The 21,929-nt window shown below is 68.0% G+C and carries 23 protein-coding genes; 8 read left to right on the top strand and 15 right to left on the bottom strand.

Going from position 1 to position 21,929, the window contains the following annotated elements; genetic code table 11:
* Nucleotides 1–7: 7 nt before the first annotated feature.
* The 4 genes from AC07U0_RS07150 to AC07U0_RS07135 form a co-directional block, all read right to left on the bottom strand.
* Nucleotides 8–1,249 (bottom strand): hypothetical protein, encoded by a 1,242-nt coding sequence (locus AC07U0_RS07150; protein WP_494719341.1) that lies wholly within the window; start codon nucleotides 1,247–1,249, stop codon nucleotides 8–10.
* A gap of 135 nt (nucleotides 1,250–1,384) precedes the next feature.
* Nucleotides 1,385–1,762 (bottom strand): hypothetical protein, encoded by a 378-nt coding sequence (locus AC07U0_RS07145; protein WP_494719340.1) that lies wholly within the window; start codon nucleotides 1,760–1,762, stop codon nucleotides 1,385–1,387.
* A 225-nt stretch (nucleotides 1,763–1,987) separates the two neighbouring features.
* Complete coding sequence (locus AC07U0_RS07140) at nucleotides 1,988–3,619, bottom strand: peptide chain release factor 3 (RefSeq protein ID WP_494719339.1); 1,632 nt, start codon at nucleotides 3,617–3,619, stop codon at nucleotides 1,988–1,990.
* Nucleotides 3,620–3,631: 12 nt separating this feature from the next.
* Nucleotides 3,632–5,197: a hypothetical protein gene (locus tag AC07U0_RS07135; protein ID WP_494719338.1), complete on the bottom strand. Its 1,566-nt coding sequence runs from the start codon at nucleotides 5,195–5,197 to the stop codon at nucleotides 3,632–3,634.
* A 228-nt stretch (nucleotides 5,198–5,425) separates the two neighbouring features.
* On the opposite strand from AC07U0_RS07135, the gene AC07U0_RS07130 reads away from it, so the two are divergent.
* Nucleotides 5,426–5,581, top strand: a complete 156-nt coding sequence (locus AC07U0_RS07130) for a hypothetical protein (protein ID WP_494719337.1) — start codon at nucleotides 5,426–5,428, stop codon at nucleotides 5,579–5,581.
* Nucleotides 5,582–5,608: 27 nt separating this feature from the next.
* Here AC07U0_RS07130 and AC07U0_RS07125 read toward each other — a convergent pair whose 3' ends face one another.
* The 3 genes from AC07U0_RS07125 to AC07U0_RS07115 all read right to left on the bottom strand — a co-directional run bounded on the left by AC07U0_RS07125 (nucleotide 5,609) and on the right by AC07U0_RS07115 (nucleotide 8,081).
* The gene (locus AC07U0_RS07125) at nucleotides 5,609–7,162 is read right to left on the bottom strand and encodes a tetratricopeptide repeat protein (protein WP_494719336.1); all 1,554 of its coding nucleotides are present in this window, start codon (nucleotides 7,160–7,162) and stop codon (nucleotides 5,609–5,611) included.
* A 73-nt stretch (nucleotides 7,163–7,235) separates the two neighbouring features.
* The gene (locus AC07U0_RS07120; RefSeq protein WP_494719335.1) at nucleotides 7,236–7,616 is read right to left on the bottom strand and encodes a hypothetical protein; all 381 of its coding nucleotides are present in this window, start codon (nucleotides 7,614–7,616) and stop codon (nucleotides 7,236–7,238) included.
* A gap of 132 nt (nucleotides 7,617–7,748) precedes the next feature.
* On the bottom strand, nucleotides 7,749–8,081 hold the full coding sequence (locus tag AC07U0_RS07115; RefSeq protein WP_494719334.1) for a DUF1491 family protein: 333 nt from the start codon (nucleotides 8,079–8,081) through the stop codon (nucleotides 7,749–7,751).
* 57 nt (nucleotides 8,082–8,138) lie between these two features.
* Here AC07U0_RS07115 and AC07U0_RS07110 point away from each other — a divergent pair, with 57 nt between their 5' ends.
* Nucleotides 8,139–9,011, top strand: a complete 873-nt coding sequence (locus AC07U0_RS07110; protein WP_494719333.1) for a hypothetical protein — start codon at nucleotides 8,139–8,141, stop codon at nucleotides 9,009–9,011.
* Nucleotides 9,012–9,017: 6 nt separating this feature from the next.
* On the opposite strand, the gene AC07U0_RS07105 is transcribed toward AC07U0_RS07110, so the two are convergent.
* The gene (locus AC07U0_RS07105; RefSeq protein WP_494719332.1) at nucleotides 9,018–10,712 is read right to left on the bottom strand and encodes an ATP-binding protein; all 1,695 of its coding nucleotides are present in this window, start codon (nucleotides 10,710–10,712) and stop codon (nucleotides 9,018–9,020) included.
* A gap of 228 nt (nucleotides 10,713–10,940) precedes the next feature.
* Here AC07U0_RS07105 and AC07U0_RS07100 point away from each other — a divergent pair, with 228 nt between their 5' ends.
* Nucleotides 10,941–11,369, top strand: coding sequence for a SufE family protein (locus AC07U0_RS07100; protein ID WP_494719331.1), 429 nt, complete (start codon nucleotides 10,941–10,943; stop codon nucleotides 11,367–11,369).
* Nucleotides 11,370–11,373: 4 nt separating this feature from the next.
* Here AC07U0_RS07100 and AC07U0_RS07095 read toward each other — a convergent pair whose 3' ends face one another.
* On the bottom strand, nucleotides 11,374–12,081 hold the full coding sequence (locus tag AC07U0_RS07095; RefSeq protein WP_494719330.1) for a DUF6456 domain-containing protein: 708 nt from the start codon (nucleotides 12,079–12,081) through the stop codon (nucleotides 11,374–11,376).
* Nucleotides 12,078–12,395 carry a chromosomal replication initiator DnaA gene (locus tag AC07U0_RS07090; RefSeq protein ID WP_494719329.1) on the bottom strand — a complete coding sequence of 106 codons (318 nt, stop codon included), beginning with the start codon at nucleotides 12,393–12,395 and terminating at the stop codon, nucleotides 12,078–12,080. Before AC07U0_RS07090 ends, AC07U0_RS07095 begins: the two co-directional genes overlap by 4 nt.
* Before the next feature lie 461 nt (nucleotides 12,396–12,856).
* Here AC07U0_RS07090 and ctrA point away from each other — a divergent pair, with 461 nt between their 5' ends.
* Nucleotides 12,857–13,558, top strand: a complete 702-nt coding sequence (ctrA, locus tag AC07U0_RS07085) for a response regulator transcription factor CtrA (RefSeq protein ID WP_207870745.1) — start codon at nucleotides 12,857–12,859, stop codon at nucleotides 13,556–13,558.
* Nucleotides 13,559–13,651: 93 nt separating this feature from the next.
* Here ctrA and AC07U0_RS07080 read toward each other — a convergent pair whose 3' ends face one another.
* The 5 genes from AC07U0_RS07080 to AC07U0_RS07060 form a co-directional block, all read right to left on the bottom strand.
* The gene (locus AC07U0_RS07080; protein WP_494719328.1) at nucleotides 13,652–14,563 is read right to left on the bottom strand and encodes an oxygenase MpaB family protein; all 912 of its coding nucleotides are present in this window, start codon (nucleotides 14,561–14,563) and stop codon (nucleotides 13,652–13,654) included.
* A 34-nt stretch (nucleotides 14,564–14,597) separates the two neighbouring features.
* Nucleotides 14,598–15,653, bottom strand: a complete 1,056-nt coding sequence (locus AC07U0_RS07075; protein ID WP_494719327.1) for an endo-1,4-beta-xylanase — start codon at nucleotides 15,651–15,653, stop codon at nucleotides 14,598–14,600.
* Nucleotides 15,653–16,063: a flagellar export protein FliJ gene (locus AC07U0_RS07070; RefSeq protein ID WP_494719326.1), complete on the bottom strand. Its 411-nt coding sequence runs from the start codon at nucleotides 16,061–16,063 to the stop codon at nucleotides 15,653–15,655. The genes AC07U0_RS07075 and AC07U0_RS07070 overlap by 1 nt, the downstream gene beginning before the upstream one ends.
* Before the next feature lie 25 nt (nucleotides 16,064–16,088).
* Nucleotides 16,089–17,432: a flagellar protein export ATPase FliI gene (gene fliI, locus AC07U0_RS07065; RefSeq protein ID WP_494719325.1), complete on the bottom strand. Its 1,344-nt coding sequence runs from the start codon at nucleotides 17,430–17,432 to the stop codon at nucleotides 16,089–16,091.
* Nucleotides 17,433–17,497: 65 nt separating this feature from the next.
* A complete protein-coding gene (locus AC07U0_RS07060) occupies nucleotides 17,498–18,418 on the bottom strand; it encodes an EamA family transporter (RefSeq protein WP_494719324.1) in 921 nt (306 codons plus the stop codon).
* Between the two features lie 24 nt (nucleotides 18,419–18,442).
* Here AC07U0_RS07060 and AC07U0_RS07055 point away from each other — a divergent pair, with 24 nt between their 5' ends.
* The 4 genes from AC07U0_RS07055 to AC07U0_RS07040 all read left to right on the top strand — a co-directional run bounded on the left by AC07U0_RS07055 (nucleotide 18,443) and on the right by AC07U0_RS07040 (nucleotide 21,923).
* Nucleotides 18,443–18,985, top strand: a complete 543-nt coding sequence (locus AC07U0_RS07055) for an Lrp/AsnC family transcriptional regulator (RefSeq protein ID WP_494719323.1) — start codon at nucleotides 18,443–18,445, stop codon at nucleotides 18,983–18,985.
* Between the two features lie 112 nt (nucleotides 18,986–19,097).
* Nucleotides 19,098–20,072 carry a cysteine synthase A gene (gene cysK, locus AC07U0_RS07050; RefSeq protein WP_494719322.1) on the top strand — a complete coding sequence of 325 codons (975 nt, stop codon included), beginning with the start codon at nucleotides 19,098–19,100 and terminating at the stop codon, nucleotides 20,070–20,072.
* 46 nt (nucleotides 20,073–20,118) lie between these two features.
* Nucleotides 20,119–21,336 (top strand): DUF2336 domain-containing protein, encoded by a 1,218-nt coding sequence (locus tag AC07U0_RS07045; protein WP_494719321.1) that lies wholly within the window; start codon nucleotides 20,119–20,121, stop codon nucleotides 21,334–21,336.
* 158 nt (nucleotides 21,337–21,494) lie between these two features.
* Nucleotides 21,495–21,923, top strand: a complete 429-nt coding sequence (locus AC07U0_RS07040) for a Ros/MucR family transcriptional regulator (RefSeq protein WP_492948944.1) — start codon at nucleotides 21,495–21,497, stop codon at nucleotides 21,921–21,923.
* Nucleotides 21,924–21,929: the final 6 nt, after the last annotated feature.

Below are 21,929 nucleotides of genomic sequence, written 5' to 3'. Positions count from 1 at the left end.
GCAGATGTCAGGCGTTCAGCCGCACCGCCAGCAGGGACCGGGCGCGGGCGGCGAGGTCGGGCAGGCCGTGGTCGGTGGCGACCTCGGCGGCCTCCAGCAGGGCCAGGGACGAGGCGCTGGCGTCGAAGCCGGTCAGCAGGGCGCGGGCGCGGGCGATCCGGGCCATGGCGATCTGGTCGACGGCCCAGTCCAGATCGGACGGGTTGCTGGCCAGCCGGATGCGGGCGGCGGTCTCGACATCGGTCAGGCGCGGCACGTCACCGACGGAGGTCGCGGCGGCGATCTCGCCCTCGATCAGCATGTCGCGGGCCATGGCGCCGACGACCAGATGCTGGCCGGCAGTCAGGGCCTCGGCCTGACGCAGGGCGGCGAGCGAGACGGCGCCCGGGGTGCCGCCGCGCACGATCTGGATCACGACCCAGTCCAGCGGGCTGTGGTCGGGGGTGAACTGGTCGGCGGCGGCGTCGAACATGGCCCGGCCCTGTTCGCGGGCGGCCTCGTTGTCGGCCAGGGCGCCGAGCGCGGCCATGCCGGCCCCGCACAGGGTCAGGGCCCGGGCGCGGGTCAGGGGGCGGTAGTCGGGCGAGGCGCTCTCGACCAGACGCAGCAGTTCGCGCCCGGCCTGGTCCAGCAGGTTCGGATCGCGGCGGTCGACCCCGACTTCCAGCGCCAGGGCCGCGCGGTCCATGCGGATCTCGTCGAGGTTGCCGGCCCGGGTGCGGTCCATCTCATGGATGGCGGCGTCCAGCAGGGCGGCGGCGGCCATCAGACCCTTGCCGTCATCCTCGAACCGGGCCTGACGCATCCGGATGCGGGCGTGGACGGCGGAGATGAGGGCGACCGTCGCGGGCCGGCAATCCCGCGTCCCCGGCACGGCCTCGGCGGCCATGTCCAGAACCTCGCGGCCACCCGACAGGTCGAAACGGAGCAGCAGGGTCAGGGCCTTCTCGACCGCGGCCCGGGCGATCTCTTCGGTGGTCTTCGCTTGGCGGGCGGCGTCGAGCGCGGCGCCCAGGGCCTTGCGAATACTGTCGGCCGAGCCGGTGCGACGCGCATGCTCGCGCCACAGGGCGGCCCCGCGCAGCCAGGCGGGATGCGGCTTGGCGCAGGATACCCGGCCTGCGTCGGTGCATTGCTGACGCGCCTCGACGGCCAGAAGGTCCACGCCGATCAGCTCCAGCCAGCTCAGGTCCTCGCTCTCGCGCGCCTGGGCGAACAGCCGTCTCAGATCTCTTCCGAACTCGAACATGCGCCTCGTCAGCCTCTCGGTCGTCCCGCTTCGGGACCGCGGGGGCGGTCCTGAGGGGCTCCACGCAAACGCAGGGCCGGTTCGGCGGTTCAGCTCAGCTTTGTCGGGATAAGCCGGGTCGTCCGCCATCGGGTGTCACCCCAGGTCCGGCGTTCGTGCGCGGCACCGCTGCAAGGCCGCCTTCGCATCAGCGTCGCCAGCGTTGAGCTGCTGCACGGCCCGGATGCGGGCGCGGTTCTGGTCGGCGTCGGCGACGTTGGCGTTCCGGTTTGAGGCCTGGGCGGCCTGGGTCGCGGCCAGCGACCAGTAGAGAGCCGAATCCGACAGGGCCTTGCCCTCGGCCGTTTCCCCGCCCTCGAGTTCCGAGGCTGCCTGGGTCACGCCCGCGCATCGGACCGTCTCGTCATAGGAGATGAGCGTCGGCGCCGGCGCGGTCTGCGCCGCGGTGCTCATGGCGGCATTCAGGGCCGTTGCGGTCAGGGCGGCCATGAAGCCGGCGATGGTCGCAGTCATGTGATCCTCCACGACGCTTGCGCCGTTTCGAAGCGTCACAGAAGCATGAGCACATGGCGGAAGGAAGGCCCATCAGGCTTAACCCGAAGTCCTTTGCGGGGAACCCTGAAGGTTATCCCCGTTCTCTGGCCCGGTTGGAGGATCGGGCGGAAGCGACGCCGCGATCAGCGGCCCGCGTTATGCGGAGCTAAAGTCCTCAAGCCGGCATCGGTTCCGCCTGCCGGGCTACCCGCGTTCCTTCGTCTTGGTGAAAGCCACCTTGGGGAAGCGCTCCATCACATAGCCCGTCTCCCAGCTCGACTTGGCCAGGAAGACCGGGGCCTGATCGATGTCGCGGGCCATCTGGGAGCGGTATTTGGAGCTGAAGTCCTCGATGTCGGCGTCGGAGCCGTCGATCCAGCGGGCTTCGGCGTAGGGGCTGGGTTCGAAGATGACCTCCAGACCGTATTCCTCGCCCAGCCGGTCGGCCATGACCTCGAACTGCAGCTGGCCCACGGCGCCGACGATGAAGTCCGCGCCCAGTTCCGGGCGGAACAGCTGGGTCACGCCTTCCTCGGCCAGGCCGTCCAGCGCCTTCTTCAGGTGCTTGGCCTTGAGCGGATCCTTGACCCGCACCCGCTGCAGGATCTCCGGGGCGAAGTTGGGCAGGCCGGCGAAGCGGACCATGCCGGTCTCGGACAGGCTATCGCCGACGCGCAGGACACCGTGGTTCGGAATGCCGATGACGTCGCCGGCGAAGGCGTCCTCGGCCAGTTCGCGGTCCGAGGCGAAGAACATGATGGGGGCGTTCACCGACAGCTGCTTGCCGGTGTTCTGGACCTTCAGCTTCATGCCGCGCTTGAAGCTGCCCGAGGCCATGCGGAACATGGCGATGCGATCGCGGTGGTTGGGGTCCATGTTCGCCTGGACCTTGAAGACGAAGCCCGTGACCTCGTTCGCGCCCGGCTCGACGGTCAGGTCGACGGGGGCGGGGGCGTTACGGGTCTCGGGCGGGGCGGCCTTCTGGGCCTTCATGGTCTTGGGCGGCGGGGCCCAGTCGCCGATCGCCTTGAGCAGTTCGTCGATGCCGAAGTGACGCAGGGCCGAGCCCCACAGGATCGGCGTCATATGCCCTTCGAGGAAGCTCTGGTGATTGAAGGCCGGATAGCCGCCCTCGACCAGTTCCGCGGCCTCGCGCAGCTCCGTCAGCTCGCCCGCCTCGAAATGCTGCGAGGCGGCGTCAATGTGCAGGGCCTCAGGGTGGCCCGCGTCCTCGACCGCGCCGGGGACCTTGCGGGCGTAGGGCTGGAAGTTGCCGGTCCCGACCTCGATCATGCCGCGCAGGCGGTTGCCGCTCTGGGCCGGCCACCAGATCGGAGCGGGGTCGAGCTGCAGCTGGGACGCGATCTGGTCCAGCAGCTCCATCGGGTCCAGGGCCTCGCGGTCCAGCTTATTGATGAAGGTGATGATCGGGATGTCGCGCAGGCGGCAGACCTCGAACAGCTTCAGGGTCTGGGGCTCGATACCCTTGGCGGCGTCCAGCACCATGATGGCGCAGTCGGCGGCGGTCAGGGTGCGATAGGTGTCTTCCGAGAAGTCCTCGTGCCCGGGGGTGTCGAGCAGGTTGAACATCTTTCCGTCGTGCTCGAACGTCATGACCGAGGCGGAAACCGAGATGCCGCGCTCCTTCTCGATCTTCATCCAGTCCGACTGGGTGCGCCGGTTCTCGCCGCGCGCCCGCACGGCGCCCGCCGCACGGATGGCCCCGCCGGCCAGCAGAAGGTGCTCGGTCAAGGTGGTCTTGCCGGCGTCCGGGTGGGCGATGATGGCGAAGGTCCGCCGGCGGGCGGCCTCTTCAGGCAGGGTCAGTTTCGACATGGTCGCGGGGGACTAGCCCGCATCGCCATCCGGAGCAACGTCGGGCGAGCCCCCAGATGCGCCCGTGGGGACTTCCTCGGGCGGCGCGACCTCATCCGCCGCCTCGCCATCCGGCCGCAAGCTTTCCAGCCGGGCCCGGGCCTGGGCGGCCGCCGGACCGCCGTGGGGATCGCTGGCGAGCGGCAGCAGAAGGGCGATCGCCGTTTCGTTCTCGCCCGCGCGGCTGAAGGCCTCGGCGGCTTCCCAGCGAACGGCGCCGACCTGGGGCGCCAGTTGGGACGCCAGGCTCCAGGTCGCAAGGTCGTTGGCGTTGGGATACCCGGGCGAATACCGGCGGGTGCGCGCCAGGGCCAGATAGATTCGGTAATCGTCGGGATCGGCGTTCATGGCGCGGGCGAGGAAGGCGCGGGCCTCGCCGTTCCTCTGCGCCTGGGTTTCGACGTCGCCGGCCTGGGCGGCCACACCCGCCGCGGTCTGGCGCAGCCGGGCCAGCCAGCGCAGGGCTTCGGTGTCGGCCGGATCACCCGACAGGACCGTGTTCAGCGCGGTTTCGGCCGCCTCGGGCGTTCCCCAGGCGACCTCGGCCTTGGCCAGGGTCATATTGGCGAGGCGATCCGTGGGCCATCGCGCCTGGGCCGCCCGGACGCGGGCCAACATGCGGGGACCGTCATCGCCGCGCTGCGCATAGTTGAGCCGGATCGACAGGGGGAAGAGTTCGTCGGCAGAGGGCGGCAGGGTCTCGATTGTCATCGGCACATCGTCCGCGGCCGGCGTCGGATAGGTGGCGTAGGGCATGGAGCCATTCTGATACCGCCGCAGTGCGCTCTGCAGGTCTTCCGGAGACATGCCGAAGGCGGGCTGGACGGCCTCCATCGGGGGCACGCCCTCCGAAACGGCCTTGAGATAGGCTTCCAGCCGGGCTCGGCGGCCGGTGTCGCTGACCAGATAGTGGGTGAGCAGCCAGGATTGGGCGTAGAAGGCCGCCATCTGCCGGGGGTCGCTGTTCAGGGCGCGTCGGGTCAGCAGCCGGTCCATCGGTAACCACGGCAGGGCGTTCAGAGTCGCCACCCGCCCATCGTCGCGGAACCCCACGCGCGTCTCGCGATCGTCGATCCGCGCGGTCATGTAGAACTCCGCGACCCCCTCGCTGAACCAGGCGGGCATGGCGATCGGGAAGTTCTGGCGCATCACGTGATGCGTGTATTCATGAAGCAGGACCTTGTCGTCGCTGCGCCGGTCAAGAGCGGCGTAGATGTCCTGCTCGGTAGATGAATACCAGCCGCCGATGTTGCGAGGCACGTTCGGATAAATGGCCTCCATCCCGCCGCGCCCCGAAACCAGAAGGATGGTCAGGCGACGCGCCGGCGGGGCGTCGGACAGACCGAACGGCGCGCGCACCAGCCGGTCGAAACGGTGCAGCATCTGCACCTTGTCGCGCAGTTCCCGCTCCGGGCCCTCGCTGTAGACGATGAAGCGGTCGGTTTCGGCCTTTCGCCATTCGGCATGAACGGGCGTCGCTCCGAGGGTTGCGGCCGCGAGCATCAGAGCCAGGCCAAGGCGGCGGAACAGCGCGGACATGAAGACCTTTCGAACGATGACGTTCGCCATGGTTAGCCTTGCAATCAGACATTGTCATGAAGGTTGGAAAACACGGTTTGGGGCCGTGCGCGGAGTCGTTATCGACGATCTGTCGATAAAATCGCGAAAGACCCCTCGTCACCAAGGGCTTTTGGAGTCATTCTGCCGAAATCGCGAGACGTTTCCGGCCATGCAGTCGGGCGCAGCGAGGGAAACAAGGAAACGACCATGGCTCTGCTGGACCCTTCGGACGACACCTTCGCCCGGCCTGCCTCTTCAGACCACCAGAAGACGAACCACCCCTTCATGTGCGTGCTGGGCGGCTTCGGCTTCATCGTCGCCACCGCCTTGGTGGTGCATGTGGTGTTCAACGTCCTGGTCTAGGACGAAGGCCTTTCGGTCACCGGGAGTTCAGTCTCCCGGCGTCTCGGGATCTTCGGACGTATCGTCCGATCCGGTGTCGAGTATAGCGGCGGAGCCCGCCTCCGTCGGCGCGGCTTCGATCATCCTGCGCGCCGCGGCGGCAATGCCCGGGTTGTGCGGATCGTTGAGCAAGGGCCGCAGCACCGCAGCGGCCTCATCCTTTTCGCCCCTGTAGATCAGCGCGGCCGCAAGGTTGAATCTCGCGCCCGGAAGTTGCGGCGCCAGAATATGCGCCAGACTCAGGGTCTCGAGATCATTGTCGTTCGGATAGCCGGGTTGGCCGCGACGCGTGTCCGCCAGCATCGAGAAGGTGGTGAAGTTGGCGTCGTCGGCGCGGTAGGCGCGGCCCAGCATGGCGCGGGCCTGCGCCCTGAGCCGTTCCGAGGCGTCGACGTCCTGATCTTCATCGGCCTCCTTCATCAGGACGGCGGCCATCGTTTGCAGGGCTTCGACGTTGGCGGGCTGGCGGTCGAGTATGCGTGTCAGGGCCTGGGTCGCCAAAGCCTTGTCGCCCATTTCCAGTTCGGCCCGGGCCAAAGCGATCTGGGCCAGGTCGTCGTCCGGCCATCGCCCCGCCAGGGTCCGCACCTGTTGCAGAAGTGCGGCCTGCTGGTCTTCAGCGACAGGGCGTTTGAGGCGCTGTCCAAGAAGCAGCATGGCGTCCGCGGACGGACCCATTGATGTCACGGTCACCGGAACAGTGGGGTACGGGTAGGTGATCCGCCGGATCAGGGCGCGGCCGGCGATATAGCTTCTCAGGGTGCGTTGGAGTTGGTCAGGGTTCAGACCGGTGGCGCGCTGCATGGCCTCTACGGAATTCCCGCCCGCGTTGACGTCGGCCAGATAGGCGTCGAGTTGGCGTTTCCGGACGGGATCGCTCATGAACCAGTGCGTCAGGATCCAGGAGACCGGATAATAGGTTTCTCGCCCACGATCGACCTCGGAAAAGCGTTTGGACAGCAGGTCCGACATTGGGACCCATGAAGGCCCCTCGGTCAGCCACAGCGCGGAATTTCCGTTCGGGCGGCCGATGTCGACGGCGCCGGTACGAACCTGGGCGGTTGCGAAATACTCGGCGAAGCCTTCGACGAACCAGGCCGGGTAAGCCGTGTTCGCAAAATTCTGCAGCATGAAATGGTGCCCATATTCATGCAGCAGGACCAGGTCATTGTCCGGCTGTCGCCAGGCGACGGCGAAAATGTCCTCCTCCCCCGTCGTGTAGAAGCCGACGATAGAGTCCGGCACGTTCGGCCAGACAGCTTCAAGCCCGCGATGGTTGCGAACCAGATAGATCGGGAGCTTCCGGGGTGGGTCTTGTTCGATCGGCAGATTCATCAGAATCCGCATGACCCGATCGTAGCTTTCCAGCTCCTGGGCGAATTCGCGCAGCGAAGCCTCGCTTCCATCGCTGTAAAGGATGAAGCGCGGGCTTTCCGCCCGTTTCCACTCCGCCGAAGCGGGCGTCACCACAGCGGCGAGACATGCTCCGGCGCCAACCACCGCCGCGATCGCGCGCCAAAGACGACGCTGTTGTCCAGTCATGATCGGATCCCCACCCTGTTCGCGACAGGGTAGGTCGAGGAAGGCGTCGGGATCAACCCTGACGCGCGCCTTGTCAGGCCGCCATGCGGTTCCAGACGGCGCGGTCGGCGGCGACGGCGTCGAGGCGGCCGCGCTTCTCCTGACGGCCCAGCTGGCTGATCACAGCCTCGGGCAGGGCGCAGAAGCGGGGCTCGACCAGATCGGGATCGCAGTCGGCTTCCGGAGCAGCGAACAGGGCGGCGTTGATCTCGGGGCTGCGATCGGCGATCAGCCAGGCCAGACGACGCGCGCGGCCCGGATCGGTCCGGTGCAGCATCGGATCCTCGGCGAACAGCTCGCAGCCGAGCTCCAGCACATAGTCGAAGCCCAGCTTCTCGAACCGGCGCGCGTCGGCAGGCGTGACCGGGGTGGCCTCGTCCAGATCGAACACGACGTCGTTCAGAAGAAACAGCATGAAGCTCTACTCGCCAGACCTCGACGTTTCTCGCCGATGACTGCACCGTAGCGCGGCTCGCTTGCGGTCCCGTTCACGAACGCGGTTAAGGTATTCTGACCACCGGGTCGTCTTCGCGCGCATGTAAGAAGATCAGGTCTTCGCCACGTCCTCGGTGATGAAGTGGCGACCCTCGCGGTCCTCGATTTCGACGACCCAGATGTCGGGGTCGTAGCCGATCTGGCGCTGGATATAGGCGTCGAGCTCGCTTTCGAACTCGCTGGTCACCGGCTGGATCCACAGGCGTTCGCCGTCGGGGCCGAAGGCTTCGGTATAGAGCCGGGCCGCGCGGTCCAGGGTGTTGTACGCCTTGACGATGACGGTGCCGGCGCGTTGGTCGCCACGCCGGGCGACGGTCGCATTCGCCCCCGCCAGCTCGGCGCGGCGGATCAGGGCGCTGACCCAGAGATCGCTGGAAAGAAGCAAATCGCTAACCCTGCTCGGAAACGGGACCGGAACGCCCTTGGGGTTACGGTCGGGGTCATGAGGACTGCCCCTGCGACCCGATACGCCAGAACCACCGTGCTCGCCATGGCGATGCTGGCGGCGCCGTTCACCGCCCTGGCGGATGCGACGGCCCCCTATTACGAGCGCAGCTTCGTCCTGGCCGCCGACGCCAAATGCCGGCTGTTCGCGCCCGCCGTCACCACCGCCCTGACCGCCTCGGCCTGGCAGGCGCGCGGCGCGGCCGCCCGTGCGGGCGCCACCGACGTGGCCCTGGCCGAGACCGCGGAGCGCGCGCGGACCAGCGCCGCCCGCACGCCTTGCGCCGATCGGGAACTGGCCACTGTCCGCACCCGCGTCAGCGACGCCTTCGATGGCTGGTCGCGGATCGCGAAAATGACCTTCCCCGGCGGTCGCGCCGCCTGGACCGCCGACCGCAGCGAATTCTCCAGCGCCACCTGGCGGCTGATGCAGACGACCCGTGTCGGCGGCTCGCCCGTCACCTTCGGCTATGTCGAGGGCCGGGCCGAGCGTCAGACCCTGAAGGCCGTGGTCTCCTTCGTCGGCCAGTCGCGTCCCTATGCGGCGCGGGTTGTGATGCGCGACGTCGAACGCGCGCCGCATCCGTACATGACCTCTCCCGGCGTAGCCCTGATGCCGCCTGAAGCCGCGCGCCGGGCCTTCTTCGCCGCCGGAAACCTGCCCGCCGACAGGGGACTGCTGCAGCCCGAGAAGACGCAAGGCGAGGCCTGGCTCTTCCCCGCCGACACCGCTGACGCCCTGTCGAAGCTGGACCCGCGCGAGCCCTTCGCGGTCGATTTCCTGTTCAGTGACGGCAGTATGGCGCGGGCGACCTTCGAGGCGGGTGACTTCGCCGCCGGGCGCGCCTTCATCGGCATGGGATCGCTCTAGGGCGGTTCAGCCGGCGTCGTTGGCCGAGTTGAAGTCGGGGTGCAGCGGGATGATCTCTGCCCCGCCCTCGGGCGGGGCGGCTTTCGTCAGGCTGACCACCGGCATCCGCACCGTCACCGCCGTGCCCTCGCCGAGGGTGCTCTCGATGCTCATCCGGCCGCCGTGCAGTTCCGACAGGGCGCGCACCAGAGACAGGCCCAGACCGGTCCCTTGAGCCCTCTGCTCGGCCCCGCCCGCCTGTTCGAACGGACGGCCCAGACGGCGCAGGTCCTCGGGCGCGACGCCCACGCCGGTGTCTGCGACGACCAGCTCCATATACGGCCCGATCGCGTCGATGGTCAGGGTGACGGAGCCGCGCGCCGGGGTGAATTTGATGGCGTTGGACAAGAGGTTCAGCGTCATCTGCTTGAGCGCTCGCTGGTCGGCCTCGACCATCAGGGACTCGGGCGGCAGGACTCCGTTCAGGTCGACACCCTTGTCGGTCGCCGAAAGCCGCACCAGGGCCAGGGCGGCCGAAACCGCCTCGCGCGCATCGAATCGCTCGATCGACAGCTCATAGCGCTCGGCCTCGATCTTGGAGACGTCCAGCACGTCGTTGATCAGGTCCAGCAGGTGGCCGCCGGCCTCGTGGATGCTGTCGGCATAGTCGGCGTAACGGTCGGGCAGGGGGCCGAACAGCCGCTGGCGCATGATGTCCGAGAAGCCGAGCACGGCGTTTAGCGGAGTTCGCAGCTCGTGGCTCATATTGGCGAGGAAGCGGGTCTTGCCGGCGTTCTGGGCCTCGGCCTCGGCGCGGGCGCTTTCGAGACCGGACTCGCGCGCGAACTGGGGCGTGCCGTCAAAGGCCTGGGCGATCAGCCGGATGCTGTCATCGGCGCCGTCGAGACGGCGCAGCACGACGGTGACCCGGCGGTCCAGGGCGATGCGGGGCGCGAAGATGACCTGCGCCTCCAGCCCGACGCGGGCGCGTTCCAGCGCGGCGGAGACCATGGTCCGGTCCGGGGCGTGGACCTGGGCGATGAGCCCCTGGGTGAACAGGGCGTCGACGTCGAGCGCGGGCGGCGGCGTGCCGTACGCGCCCAGCACCCGGCCGTCGGGATCCATCACCAGGGTCAGTCCGGGCTGGCCGGCGAGGACGCTCTCGACCCGGCCGAGGTTCTCCTGAACCTGTCCCAGGACGTCGGCGCGGGGGCGGGTGGCGATGTGGATGGCGGCGACCGCGCCCAGACCGGTGATCACGGCGGCGGTGGTCGCCAGGGCCGGACTGTCGCCGGGCGCGCCGCCCAGAAGCACCGAGATCAGCCCCACGAGGGCCGACAGGACCACGGCGAAGGCGCCGGTCAGGGACAGCACTCTTCCGCCCAGCAGCAGGCCCGCGACCAGGGGGGCGAAGACGAAGGCGGACAGGGATCCGGTCAGGCCGCCGGACAGGGCCGAGGCCGCCACCGAGGCCAGGCTCCAGACACCCAGCACCAGGGCCCGGTCGCCGAGGCTATCGCTACGGGCGAGCCACAATCCCGCCAGACCCGGCAGGACCATGCCGATTAGACCGGCCAGAACCGTGCCCTGCAGGGCGGGGGACAGCCAGTGAGCGGCGGGGATCAGCAGCAGTGACGCAAGGGTCCAGCCCAGATGCCACGCGACCACGGCGCGCACGTCGTCGGCGCGTCCAGGAGCTGCGAGGGCGGGGGCGAGGTTCAATGCGGTTCCAGATGGGTTTCGGGGCGGGCTGCCCGACCGTGAAACCTAGCGGTGGCGGCGAGTCGGTGCGAGAGGCCGCACCTCTGAGGCGACTCCTCGCAAGGGGAGAAGGAGTCTCAACTGGGGACGGTCACGCCTGTTAGGGTTACCCCTCCGACTTGTCCCCAACTGGCCCCCTGCATTTGCAGGCGGTTGTCCTCACCCGGTGCGGCCTCTATCTGGCGCCCCATGACCGAACCCGCCGCCAGCATCGCCGAGACCTTCGCCGCCATGGTCGAGGATTTCGACCTGTTCGACGACTGGGAGCAGAGGATCGAATACGTCATCGACCTGGGCAAGGGTCTTGAGCCCTTGGCCGAAGCCGACCGGATCGAGGCCAACAAGGTGCCGGGCTGCGCGGCCCAGGTCTGGCTGGCGACCGAGCGCCGCGACGGGCGGTTGATCTTTCACGCCGATTCCGACAGCGCCATCTCCAAGGGCAATGTCGCCCTGCTGCTGGCCCTGTTCTCGAACCGGACGCCCAAGGAGGTCCTCGGCTTCGACGCCAAGGCCGCGCTCGACCGGCTGGGCCTGCCCCAGGCCCTGACCCGTCAGCGCGCCAACGGGCTGAATTCGATGGTCGGACGCATCCGTCAGGAAGCCTTGGCGGGCGCCTGAGCCCTCAGCCGATGCCATAGTGCTCCGCCAGCGCCTCCAGCCCCTGCTTGAGCAGGGTCTTGCCCTGACGGCGGCGCAGACCGAGCTCGCGTTCGGCCAGTTGCAGGCTGGAGCTGCGCAGGCAGACATGGACGACGAAGGCGCGGACGCGGGGGCTGACGGCCTGCAGCGCCGCCTCGACGCGCGCCGCGGCCGAGATGGCCCGGTCGCCCGGTTCGACCCGTGCCGCCGAGCCGCCGCCCGAGCGGGGCAGGGCGTCCCAGCGCATGGTCAGGGACGGTCCCGAGGCGGCGTATTCCCCGTCCTGTCTCAACCGTTCACCGGCCGCGACCTCGGCGGGGGACAGCCAGGGACGGCCGGACGGGTCGCGTCGGCGAGCCAGCCAGGCGATAGGGTTCTCGCCCAGATTGGCCGTGCGGGTCGTCAGTCGGCCGTCGCCCTCCATGACCGGGGTATCGCCGAGGACCAGACCCGGGCGGCCCGGGGCGGGGCTCGTCTCCCCGCCGGTCGGCCGGGCGGTCCAGCCACCTCCGGGCCGGGTGCGCAGGCCCGGATCGGCGATCAGGGCGCGGAAATCGGCCTCGTCGAGGGTCAGGCTGATCCGCGAACGCCGGTCTCCGCCCACCCGCACCGGATAGCGCTCGCCCTGTTGGTCGATCCAGGCCCCGGGCCGGACCAGCATGCGGCGCGCCCTGTCGGCGGCGACGCTCATGCCGGGGTCCCCGTCACACCGCTGAGCGCGAGCTCCAGTCGGGGTGTGTCGCAGATCTGGCGCAGGGTCTGCTCCATCCGGTCCAGGGCGGCGTCGATGGCGGGATCGTCGCGGGCGTCCTCGGACCAGCGGCAGCCGGCGCTGGCCGTCGCGCGATTGACCCCGAAGGCCAGGCTGACCCGCTCCAGCGTCCAGCCGTAACCGACATGGGCCAGATAGATGGCCAGCCAGCGCCCGCGGCATCCCTTCAGCCCCAGCCGATCGCCCCGCATCGCCGCGATGGGCACATCGAAGGTCAGGGCGATCATCTGCATCGCGAGCCCCGTTCGTGTCCGGTCACCCTCCGTGACCGGCGCCCGCCAACCCGTGTCTTCCATTCCTGCCTGCAACACCGTTCTGAACTCCATGATCGAAGACAGACATCCTGGGTCCGCTTTCGAGCCATGATAGGAATTATATCCTATATCGCGTCAGTTTCGGTCATATCCCCAGCCCGGGCCCGGATCTGGCGGTGGACGAATGCGCGGGCTGGCGGAATCCACCCGCGCTTTCAGGGCCAGGCTTCCGGGGCGTTCGCGCGACGGGCGAAGAAAAATGGAATCGTTGACTCGCGACGCTCGACGCGGATTCGCAAATCAGCCTACGATTCGACTCAATGACCGGCCATTAACTGTTCTTAAGGTTTTGACCGGTTAACTCACGAACAAGGTTACCCGGGCGTGTCCGAGACGGATAGTCGGGTCATATGATCAAGCTTTGCCTGGAGGGGCAGTGAATGCGCGTTCTGCTGATTGAAGACGATCACGCGACGGCCCAGAGCATCGAGCTGATGCTGAAGTCCGAGGGCTTCAACGTCTACACGACCGACCTCGGCGAGGAAGGCATCGATCTGGGCAAGATCTATGACTACGACCTGATCCTGCTCGACCTGAACCTTCCGGACATGAGCGGCCTGGAAGTCCTGCGCCAGCTGCGCGTCGGCAAGGTCAACACCCCGGTCATGATCCTGTCGGGTTCGACCGAGATCGAAACCAAGGTCAAGACGTTCGGCGGCGGCGCCGACGACTACATGACCAAGCCTTTCCACAAGGATGAGCTGATCGCGCGCACCCACGCCGTGGTCCGTCGCTCCAAGGGTCATGCCCAGGCCATCATCCACACCGGCGAGATCGCCGTGAACCTGGACGGCAAGACGGTCGAGGTGAACGGTCACCGCGTCCACCTGACGGGCAAGGAATACCAGATGCTGGAGCTGCTCTCGCTCCGCAAGGGCACCACCCTGACCAAGGAAATGTTCCTGAACCACCTGTACGGCGGCATGGACGAGCCCGAGCTGAAGATCATCGACGTCTTCATCTGCAAGCTGCGCAAGAAGCTGGCCACGGCCGCGGGCGGCAAGCACTACATCGAAACCGTCTGGGGCCGCGGCTATGTCCTGCGCGACCCGTCGGAAGCCGCCAACAGCGTCGCTGCCTGAGCCGACGTCGGCCCGAGACCAGTAAGCGTCAGGGAAGAAACGGCCTCTAAAAAATGAACGCCCGTCGGATCGCTCCGGCGGGCGTTTTCAATTTCAGCGCCGGTAGAGCCAGTCGGCGGGCAGGCCGAGACGCAGACAGGCCTGGGCGGGCGGGGCCTCCTTGAGCGGCAGGCGGTCGGCGGCCCGGGCGGCGACGCGGACGATCGGGGCCTGCCAGGACGAAAGGCCGTGACGCGGCTCCAGTCCGATGATGCGGGCGACCTCAAGCGGGGTCAGGTCGACGGCGGCGCGGATCAGCAGCGACTGCAGCGGCCGGGCAAGGCCAGGCAGCAGGGGCGCGGCGCGCATGATGTCGAGAAACTCGAAGACGATGGGCGAGGCGGTCAGCTTCGGCGTCATGGCGTCCAGTTGGGTTTGCCATTCGGCCCGCGATGACGGAGCGCCGGTCGCGCCGTAGAGGCGGGCGGCGGGACCGGCCTCGGCCCAGGCGCCGTCGCGGTCCTCGGGTGACAGGGGGCGGGCGAAGCGGTGGTAGGCCTCGACGAAGCCGTAGCTCGCCGTGGCCTGAACCCAGTTCAACAGCTCCAGATCGTCGGCGGCGTAGGCGCGGCCGTCATCGGCGGTGCCGGTCACCCGGGCGTGGCGGCGGTTGACGCCTGCGATCATGGCCTCGGCCTGGGACCGGGCCGCATAGACGGTGACCATAGCCGCGAGCCCCGTGCGCTTCAGGCGCGGGGCCGGATCGGTCCGGAAGCTGGTGTGGTCCCAGACCCCGGCCCGCACGCGCGGCTCGGCCAGTTCCAGGATCACCGCCGCCACCCCGCCGACGAACAGGGCGATCGGGTTCTTGAAGATCCGCCAAGAGACGGAGTCCGGCCCGATCAGGGCCGACTCGCCCTTCGGCTCGGAGAAGTCGACCACGGGCAGGCCGTCCGCACGCAGAAAACCCCCTGCGGCGGCCTCGACGCGGCGCTGCAGCGCTTCAGGCAGGACGATGGCGGTCATGGGAGGGGAAGGCGTGGCGGGGAGGGCGGTTCCCTCAGGCGAAGGCTCCGGCCACTGCCGCATAGGCGGGATTGGGCCGTCCCGCTCCGTCGAAGAACAGGGGCTGGTCCTGACCGTCGTCGCGGTCGCCCTGACGCAGCCAACTGTCGGTGTCGCGCGCGCCCCAGACGGAGAAGGCGAAGCGCTGGCGTTCGGGAAGGGCCATGAAGGCCTCGGCCAGTTCGCCGACGCGGGCGGTCTGTTGTTCGATGCGCTGGCTGTGGCTACGCAGATCGACGCGTTCGCCGCTGCGCCGTGAGGCGTCCAGCTCCGACACATGGATCGGCAGGCCCAGCGAGGCGGCGTCGCGGAAGAAGGCGCGGATCTGGCCGGCGGGGATGCGGATATCGAGGTGGGACTGGCTGCCGATGCCGCCGATCGGCGCGCCCGCCTTCATCAGCCGCTCGACCAGCTTCAGGAAGGTCGCGCCTTTCCGGGGCGTGTTTTCCAGATTGTAGTCGTTGAGGAACAGGACGGCGTTCGGATCGGCCGCGCGCGCCTTGTGGAAGGCCCGGATCATATAGCCGTCAAGGCCCAGCATTCGGCTCCAGTGGCAGTCGCGGAGTTCCGAGCCCTCGTCGGTCACCGGCTCGTTGACCACGTCCCAGCTGACCACCTGGCCGCGATAGCGGCCGGCGACGGTGGCGATATAGCGGTCGAAGGCCGAGGTGAAACGGGCGCGGTCGAGGCCGGCGAAGGCCTCTTCACCCTGGGCGTACCAGATCAGCGTATGGCCGTGCAGGCGCAGGCCGTAGTGACGGGCGAAGGCGGCGATGGCGTCGGGGGCGTCGAAGCGGAAATTCCCGGGCCCGTCGCCGAGGATATATTCCATCTTCATCTCCCACTCGGGCGTGAGTTGGGAGAATTGGGTGGTGACGAGTTCGACCCAGGCAGGGTCCTCGAACTGCGGGCTCTTGGCGCAGACGCCCACCGGGAAGGGGGCGAGGGCTTTCAGCGGCCGGGCGGGCGGAACAGCGGGTTCCGCCGAGGCGCCGCCCTTGCAGGCGACAAGGGCGAGCGGCAGCGCGAGAAGGACGCGCCGGTCGAGCATCAGCTGGCGCGGCGGCGCAGGCCCATTTCGTCGAAGGCGGCGGTTTCGCGCTTGCCGGCGGCGACGATGGCGTTGAGCCTGGTCATTTCGGCGACGTGTTCAAACTTCTTGAGCTCGCCGAAGGCGTCGGTCAGGGCGTCACGGGCGCCCGCTTCCTCGCCTTCGAGGGTGGTGAGGTCGGCTTCGGCGACGCCCTTGCGGGCCTTCCAGCCGTTCAGATAGGCGCCGAGCAGCATATTGGCGTTGGCGTCCGCACGGGCGCGCTCGCGTTCCACCTCGACCTCGGCGTCCAGCACTGCCAGGCGCATTTCGGCGGAGGCCTTGCGGGCGGTGATCTCGGCGAGGCGCTTCTGCAGCGTCTCGACCTCATAGTTCGAGATACGGATGAGCGAATGGGCCCAGGCGGTCATGCGATGTCTCTCCGATGAGGCACAGCTATTGCTGCGCCATCCCCTGGTTCAGGATTGCCTCCAGGCGGGTAAAGGAATCGGTAAGACGCGTGGCGTCGTCCTTGTCCTGGCCCAGAAAAGCTTCGAGTGCGGGGTTGAGGGCGATGGCCCTGTCCGTGATGGGATCGGCCCCCGCGCGGTAGGCGCCGATCTTGATCAGTTCCTCCATCGAGGAATAGGCCGACAAACATTGACGAGCGCGGCGGTTCAGCTCGCGCTCGGGCGGGGTCTGGCAGCCGGGCAGGGTCCGGCTGACGGATTTCAGGACGTCGATGGCCGGGAAGCGGCCCCGTTCGGCGATCTTGCGGTCCATGACGATGTGCCCGTCCAGAATACCGCGCACGGCGTCGGCGATGGGCTCGTCATGATCGCCGCCGTCGACAAGGACGGTGAACAGGGCGGTGATCGGCCCGGCCGTAGTGCCGTCCGGCCGGATCGGACCGGGGCCGGCGCGCTCGAGAAGCTTGGGCAGTTCGGTGAAGACGGTCGGCGTATAGCCTTTGGTGGTCGGAGGCTCGCCGGCGGCCAGACCGATTTCGCGCTGGGCCATGGCGAAGCGGGTGACGGAGTCCATCAGGCACAGGACCTCGAGATCCTGATCCCGGAAATATTCGGCGATGGCCAGGGTCATATAGGCCGACTGGCGCCGCTTCAGGGCCGGCTCGTCGGAGGTGGCGACCACGACGACGGCGCGGCGCAGGCCTTCTTCGCCAAGGGTTTCCTCAATGAACTCGCGGACTTCCCGGCCCCGTTCGCCGATCAGTCCGACCACGACCACATCGCAGGTGGCCTGTTTGGCCAGCATGGACAGCAGGACGGACTTGCCGACGCCGGAGCCGGCGAAGATGCCCAGACGCTGGCCGCGGCAGGTGGTGGTGAAGACGTCCATCGAGCGGACGCCCAGATCCAGACGCTCGCCCACCCGGCCGCGCGAATGGGCCGGTGGGGGCGAGGCGCGAAGGGGGTAGGGGGCCGGGCCCTGGGGCAGCGGCCCCTTACCGTCGATCGGATTGCCGAAGGCGTCGATGATGCGGCCGAGCCAGGCGGTGGTCGGCCGCACGCTGGCCTGTTGGCCGATGATGCGGATGTCGGCGCCGGGGGCCACGCCCTCGACCGGCCCGAAGGGCATCAGCAGGGCCTTGGAGTCGCGAAAGCCCACGACCTCGGCGGGCAGGGCGGTGGCGCCGCGCCGCACGATCTCGGCCCGGGCCCCGACGGCGAGACGCGACAGACCGCCCCGCGCCTCGATCAGCAAACCGCTGACGCCGGCGACCTTTCCGGTCACGACCAGCGGGTCGATGGCTTCGACGGCGGCGACGAGATTGCGCAAATTCACACCCGGGAACAGGCGTTAACCAATTGCGGGATCATGGTTAACGAGGGGTGAAAGTCGGGCTAGTTGGGTGTGGGAAACGGTGCGTCGGACGGAGCGGACGCCGGGCGGTCCGTAGTCAGGATCGCCCCGACCGAGGCGGTCACGATGCAGGCGATCGCGAACCATTGCAGGGCGTTCAGCTGCTCGTGCAGTAGCACCAGTCCGGCGACGGCGCCGACGGCCGGCTCTCCGGACAGCAGGACGCCGAAGGTGCGCTTGGGGATATGGCGAAGCGCGATCATCTCCAGCGAATACGGCAGGGCGCTGGACGCCAGGGCGACGCACAGGCCGATGGCAAGAACCGCGGGTGACAGCAGCGCCGATCCGGCGACGGCGACGCCGAAGGGGATGATGACCAGGGCCGCCGTGCTCATCCCCAGGGCGACAGACTGGCCCGCGTGCATATGGGACAGACGTTTGCCGAAGATGATGTAGAGCGCCCAGAACACCCCAGCCGCGGCCGCGAAAGCCACGCCGACAGGGTCGAGATTGTGGGCGCCGCTCCAGATCGGCAGCAGCATGGCCAGACCGGCGACGGCGCAAGCGATCCAGACGAAATGGATCAGGCGGCGGGCGTTCATCAGGGCCAGCACCAGAGGGCCGGAAAACTCGATCGCGATGGCCAGACCCAGGGGGATGGTGCGCAGCGACATGTAGAAGCTGAGATTCATCAGGCCCAGAACCAGGCCGTAGAGCAGCACCCGCACGGCGTCGGCGCGCGTCAGGCGAAACCGCCACGGACGCCAGATGGCGACCAGCACCAGGGCCGACAGGCCGACCCTTAGGGTGGACGTGCCCTCGGCGCCGATCACCGGAAACAGCTGTTTGGCGAAGGAGGTGCCAACGGCGAGGGAGACCATGCCCAGAAGCAGGCCGAGATAGGGGGCGGCCTGGCCGGTCGTGGGCGAGGCGAGCGTACGGCGGAGGGCGATCATCGACATGGGCTGAGGATAGCCAATACGCGGTTGCGCTTCCCGGCGATTTCAAGCTTCAATGCGCCGGGAATCGGCACGGATCGTATATTAATGACGGAATTCGTCACTCTGGACGCGTTCGACCGCAAGCTTCTGGCCCGCGTTCGCCAGAACAATCTGGAGCCGGCGCGGATTACGGCCGAGGCTGTCGGCCTGTCGGAATCCGCCGTGCTGAGACGGCTGCGCCGGTTGAGGGCCGAAGGCGTCATCGTCGGCGATGTTGCGATCATCGATCCGGCCCGGGTCGAACCGCGGATCGTCCTTCACGTGCTTGTCGAGATGGGCACGCAGGAGAGACGGCATACGGATGCGTTCAAGGCCGCTATGCAGCGCAGTCCGGAAATCCAGGGCGCCTGGGACGTGACTGGCCCAACGGACTTCCTGCTGACGGTGTCAGTGCGGTCGATGGCTGAATATGAAGCCTTCTGCCAGCGCGAGCTGACGACTGAGGCTCACGTCCGGGCGTTCCAGAGCATGATCACCATCCGTGAGGTGGTGGGGTTCGATCCTGCGCGGGCGGTGCTGTCCGCCTGAACCCGGCCGCCTCACGAAATCTCGCACGGCGGCGATCAGAAATCGCTTAGCTGCATCTTGCGATCGGCGTATGCGGCCTATCTGAAGACGACCTCGAACGACGGAGACGCCCATGTCCGCATATGACGCCAGCCGCCACGCCACCCAAGGCCGGGGCAAGATCTACGACTCGATCATCGACACCATTGGCGACACGCCTCTGGTCCGTCTGCCGCGCCTGTCGGCGGAATACGGGGCCAAGGCCACGGTCCTGGCCAAGCTGGAGTTCTTCAACCCGATCGCCTCGGTCAAGGACCGCATCGGCGTGGCCATGGTCGAGGCCCTGGAAGCGGCCGGCAAGATCACCGCCGACACCGTCCTGATCGAACCGACCAGCGGCAACACCGGCATCGCCCTGGCCTTCGTCGCCGCCGCCAAGGGCTACAAGCTGATCCTGGTCATGCCCGAGAGCATGTCGATCGAGCGCCGCAAGATGCTGGCCCTGCTGGGCGCCCAGCTGGAGTTGACCCCCGCCGAGAAGGGGATGAAGGGCGCCATCGCCCGGTCGCAGGAGCTGCTGGCCTCGACGCCGAACTCGGTCAGCCCGTCGCAGTTCGACAACCTGGCCAACCCGGCCATCCACCGCGTGACTACCGCGGAGGAGATCTGGAACGACACCGCCGGGGCTGTCGATATCGTCATCGCCGGCGTCGGCACGGGCGGCACCATCACCGGTGTCGGCCAGGCGCTGAAGGCCAAGAAGCCGTCGGTGAAGATGGTCGCGGTCGAGCCCACCGCCTCTCCGGTCCTGTCGGGTGGCGAGCCGGGTCCGCACAAGATCCAGGGCATCGGCGCCGGCTTCATTCCGGCCATCGTCGACCGCTCGGTGATCGACGACGTCGAACAGGTCTCCAACGAGGACAGCTTCGACATGGCGCGCAAGGTCGCCCGCCTCGAAGGCGTGCCGGTCGGCATCAGTTCGGGCGCGGCCCTGACCGCCGCCTTCCGGCTGGGCGCGAAGGACGAGAACGCCGGCAAGACCATTGTGGCGATCATCCCAAGCTTCGCCGAGCGCTATCTGTCGACGGCCCTGTTCGAAGGTCTTTGAGACCCGTCATCTGCGGTTAACCGCGCAAGCCTAGACTCCTTCGACCATGTCCGATCCTGCGGTCATTCCTGAAGGCGAGGCGCCGCAGCCGGCGGTGCGGGCGCGGCACGCCCTGCTCAAGCGGTTGGCCGACGTCGTCTCGTTGCCCGCGAGCCGGATCAACGCCTTCGAGCGGGCGGTGACCGGCGACCTGCTGGTGGAGATGCTGAGGCTGGCCGAGCCGCGCGAGCGCAAGCGCGTCGCGGAACGGCTTGCCCCGCTCTCGGAACTGCCCAACAGCCTGGCGCGGATGCTGCTGCGCGACGATCCGGCCATCGCCGGTCTGTTGATCGAGCAATGCGCCTCCCTGACCGACGCCGATCTGGTCGCCTGCGCCCGTGACGCCGGGCCCGAGCACCGTTTCCTGATCGCCAACCGCCGCAGCGTCTCCGAGGTCATCGCCGAGACCCTGGTCGGGTTCGAAGAGGCGGCGGTGATCGAGGCCCTGTTGCGCAACACCACCGCGCGGCTGTCGCAAAGCGCGGTGGAAAGCATCGTCAGCCTGAGCCGTCAGCACCCCGGTCTGTGCGGCCATCTCCTGCGCCGCGCCGAGCTGCGGCCGTCGGGGGCCTATGTGATGTTCTGGTGGTGCGGGGCGGACGACCGCAAGACCATCCTCCAGCGCTTCGCCGTGTCGCGCGAGGTCATGCAGGAAGTGGTCGAGGACGTCTTCGCCATGGCCGCCGAGGAGGGCTGGGCCGACCCGGTCTCGCGCAAGGCCCTGCAGTTCATCGAGCGCCGCCAGCGCAACCGCGCCGCCATCGCCAAATCGCCCTACGACAGTCTGGAGCAGGCCGTCGCGGTCGCCGGCCAGAACGGGCTCACGCGCGAGGTCGCGTCCGAAATCGCCTATCTGGCCGGGATCAAACCCCTGACCGGCGCCAAGATCCTGGGCGACGTCGGCGGCGAACCCCTGGCCATCCTGTGCAAGGCGACCGGCCTGTCCCGGATCGACCTGCTGAACCTGTGGCGTTCGATGCGCCGTCCCGAGGCGACCGCAGACGGCGCGATCGATCCGGGTTGGGAGCGGGTCTGCATTACCTTCGAGATGCTGGCGGTCGACCGGGCCCAGACGGTTCTGCGTTACTGGAACTGGTCGCTGTCCTCTGCCCTGACGCCCGCACTGCTGAAAGCGATCCGTGAGGGGGAGAATGAAACCCTTGATGAATATTCAGCGCCGGAGCGCGCGGCGATGATGGCGCTGGCGGACAACTTCGGCCGTTAGTCTGAACTGGCCGTTTCTCGGTTGCAACACTGGAAAACGCCGCTGTGTCGCCCTAGACGCAGCATCCATTGCTTTCGCCGACGAACGTCAGTATTGGCGGAATCACGGTTTAAGTGGCGATGTCAGTCGTCAGTGGGGAATAGCAAGTGGAAACGCCAATGGACGACAAGACCGAACTTCTGGAAATGACCGCTGACATCGTGTCGGCCTACGTCGGCAACAACAGCGTGGCGGCGAATGACCTGCCCGCGCTGATCGCCAACATCCATGCCGCGCTTTCGACCGTCTCGACTGGCGTCGTCGAAGTCGAGCCCGAGCCCAAGGAACCGGCGGTTCCGGTTCGCAAGTCGATCAGCCCCGATTTCCTGATCTGTCTGGAAGACGGCCGCAAGTTCAAGTCGCTGAAGCGCCACCTGCGCACCAAGTACGACATGAGCCCCGAAGAATACCGCGCCAAGTGGAATCTGCCGAAGGACTATCCGATGGTTGCGCCGAACTACGCCAAGGCGCGTTCGGACCTGGCCAAGCAGATGGGCCTGGGCCAGGGCGGCCGCAAACCCGCCCGCGCGACCCGCGGCAAGAAGTAGTCAAAC

This window comes from Brevundimonas sp. GW821-FHT02A10, assembly GCF_059422025.1.
Note: the sequence above shows the minus strand (reverse complement) of the source record. Positions and strands in the feature narration are given on the sequence as shown.

Excerpts from the sequence above, each read along its gene's own strand:
- AC07U0_RS07150 (WP_494719341.1), bottom strand. The coding sequence starts at position 1,249 with ATGTTCGAGTTCGGAAGAGATCTGAGACGGCTGTTCGCCCAGGCGCGC.
- AC07U0_RS07145 (WP_494719340.1), bottom strand. The coding sequence starts at position 1,762 with ATGACTGCGACCATCGCCGGCTTCATGGCCGCCCTGACCGCAACGGCC.
- AC07U0_RS07140 (WP_494719339.1), bottom strand. The coding sequence starts at position 3,619 with ATGTCGAAACTGACCCTGCCTGAAGAGGCCGCCCGCCGGCGGACCTTC.
- AC07U0_RS07135 (WP_494719338.1), bottom strand. The coding sequence starts at position 5,197 with ATGTCCGCGCTGTTCCGCCGCCTTGGCCTGGCTCTGATGCTCGCGGCC.
- AC07U0_RS07130 (WP_494719337.1), top strand. The coding sequence starts at position 5,426 with ATGGCTCTGCTGGACCCTTCGGACGACACCTTCGCCCGGCCTGCCTCT.
- AC07U0_RS07125 (WP_494719336.1), bottom strand. The coding sequence starts at position 7,162 with ATGACTGGACAACAGCGTCGTCTTTGGCGCGCGATCGCGGCGGTGGTT.
- AC07U0_RS07120 (WP_494719335.1), bottom strand. The coding sequence starts at position 7,616 with ATGCTGTTTCTTCTGAACGACGTCGTGTTCGATCTGGACGAGGCCACC.
- AC07U0_RS07110 (WP_494719333.1), top strand. The coding sequence starts at position 8,139 with ATGAGGACTGCCCCTGCGACCCGATACGCCAGAACCACCGTGCTCGCC.
- AC07U0_RS07100 (WP_494719331.1), top strand. The coding sequence starts at position 10,941 with ATGACCGAACCCGCCGCCAGCATCGCCGAGACCTTCGCCGCCATGGTC.
- AC07U0_RS07095 (WP_494719330.1), bottom strand. The coding sequence starts at position 12,081 with ATGAGCGTCGCCGCCGACAGGGCGCGCCGCATGCTGGTCCGGCCCGGG.
- AC07U0_RS07090 (WP_494719329.1), bottom strand. The coding sequence starts at position 12,395 with ATGCAGATGATCGCCCTGACCTTCGATGTGCCCATCGCGGCGATGCGG.
- ctrA (WP_207870745.1), top strand. The coding sequence starts at position 12,857 with ATGCGCGTTCTGCTGATTGAAGACGATCACGCGACGGCCCAGAGCATC.
- AC07U0_RS07080 (WP_494719328.1), bottom strand. The coding sequence starts at position 14,563 with ATGACCGCCATCGTCCTGCCTGAAGCGCTGCAGCGCCGCGTCGAGGCC.
- AC07U0_RS07075 (WP_494719327.1), bottom strand. The coding sequence starts at position 15,653 with ATGCTCGACCGGCGCGTCCTTCTCGCGCTGCCGCTCGCCCTTGTCGCC.
- AC07U0_RS07070 (WP_494719326.1), bottom strand. The coding sequence starts at position 16,063 with ATGACCGCCTGGGCCCATTCGCTCATCCGTATCTCGAACTATGAGGTC.
- AC07U0_RS07060 (WP_494719324.1), bottom strand. The coding sequence starts at position 18,418 with ATGTCGATGATCGCCCTCCGCCGTACGCTCGCCTCGCCCACGACCGGC.
- cysK (WP_494719322.1), top strand. The coding sequence starts at position 19,098 with ATGTCCGCATATGACGCCAGCCGCCACGCCACCCAAGGCCGGGGCAAG.
- AC07U0_RS07045 (WP_494719321.1), top strand. The coding sequence starts at position 20,119 with ATGTCCGATCCTGCGGTCATTCCTGAAGGCGAGGCGCCGCAGCCGGCG.
- AC07U0_RS07040 (WP_492948944.1), top strand. The coding sequence starts at position 21,495 with ATGGACGACAAGACCGAACTTCTGGAAATGACCGCTGACATCGTGTCG.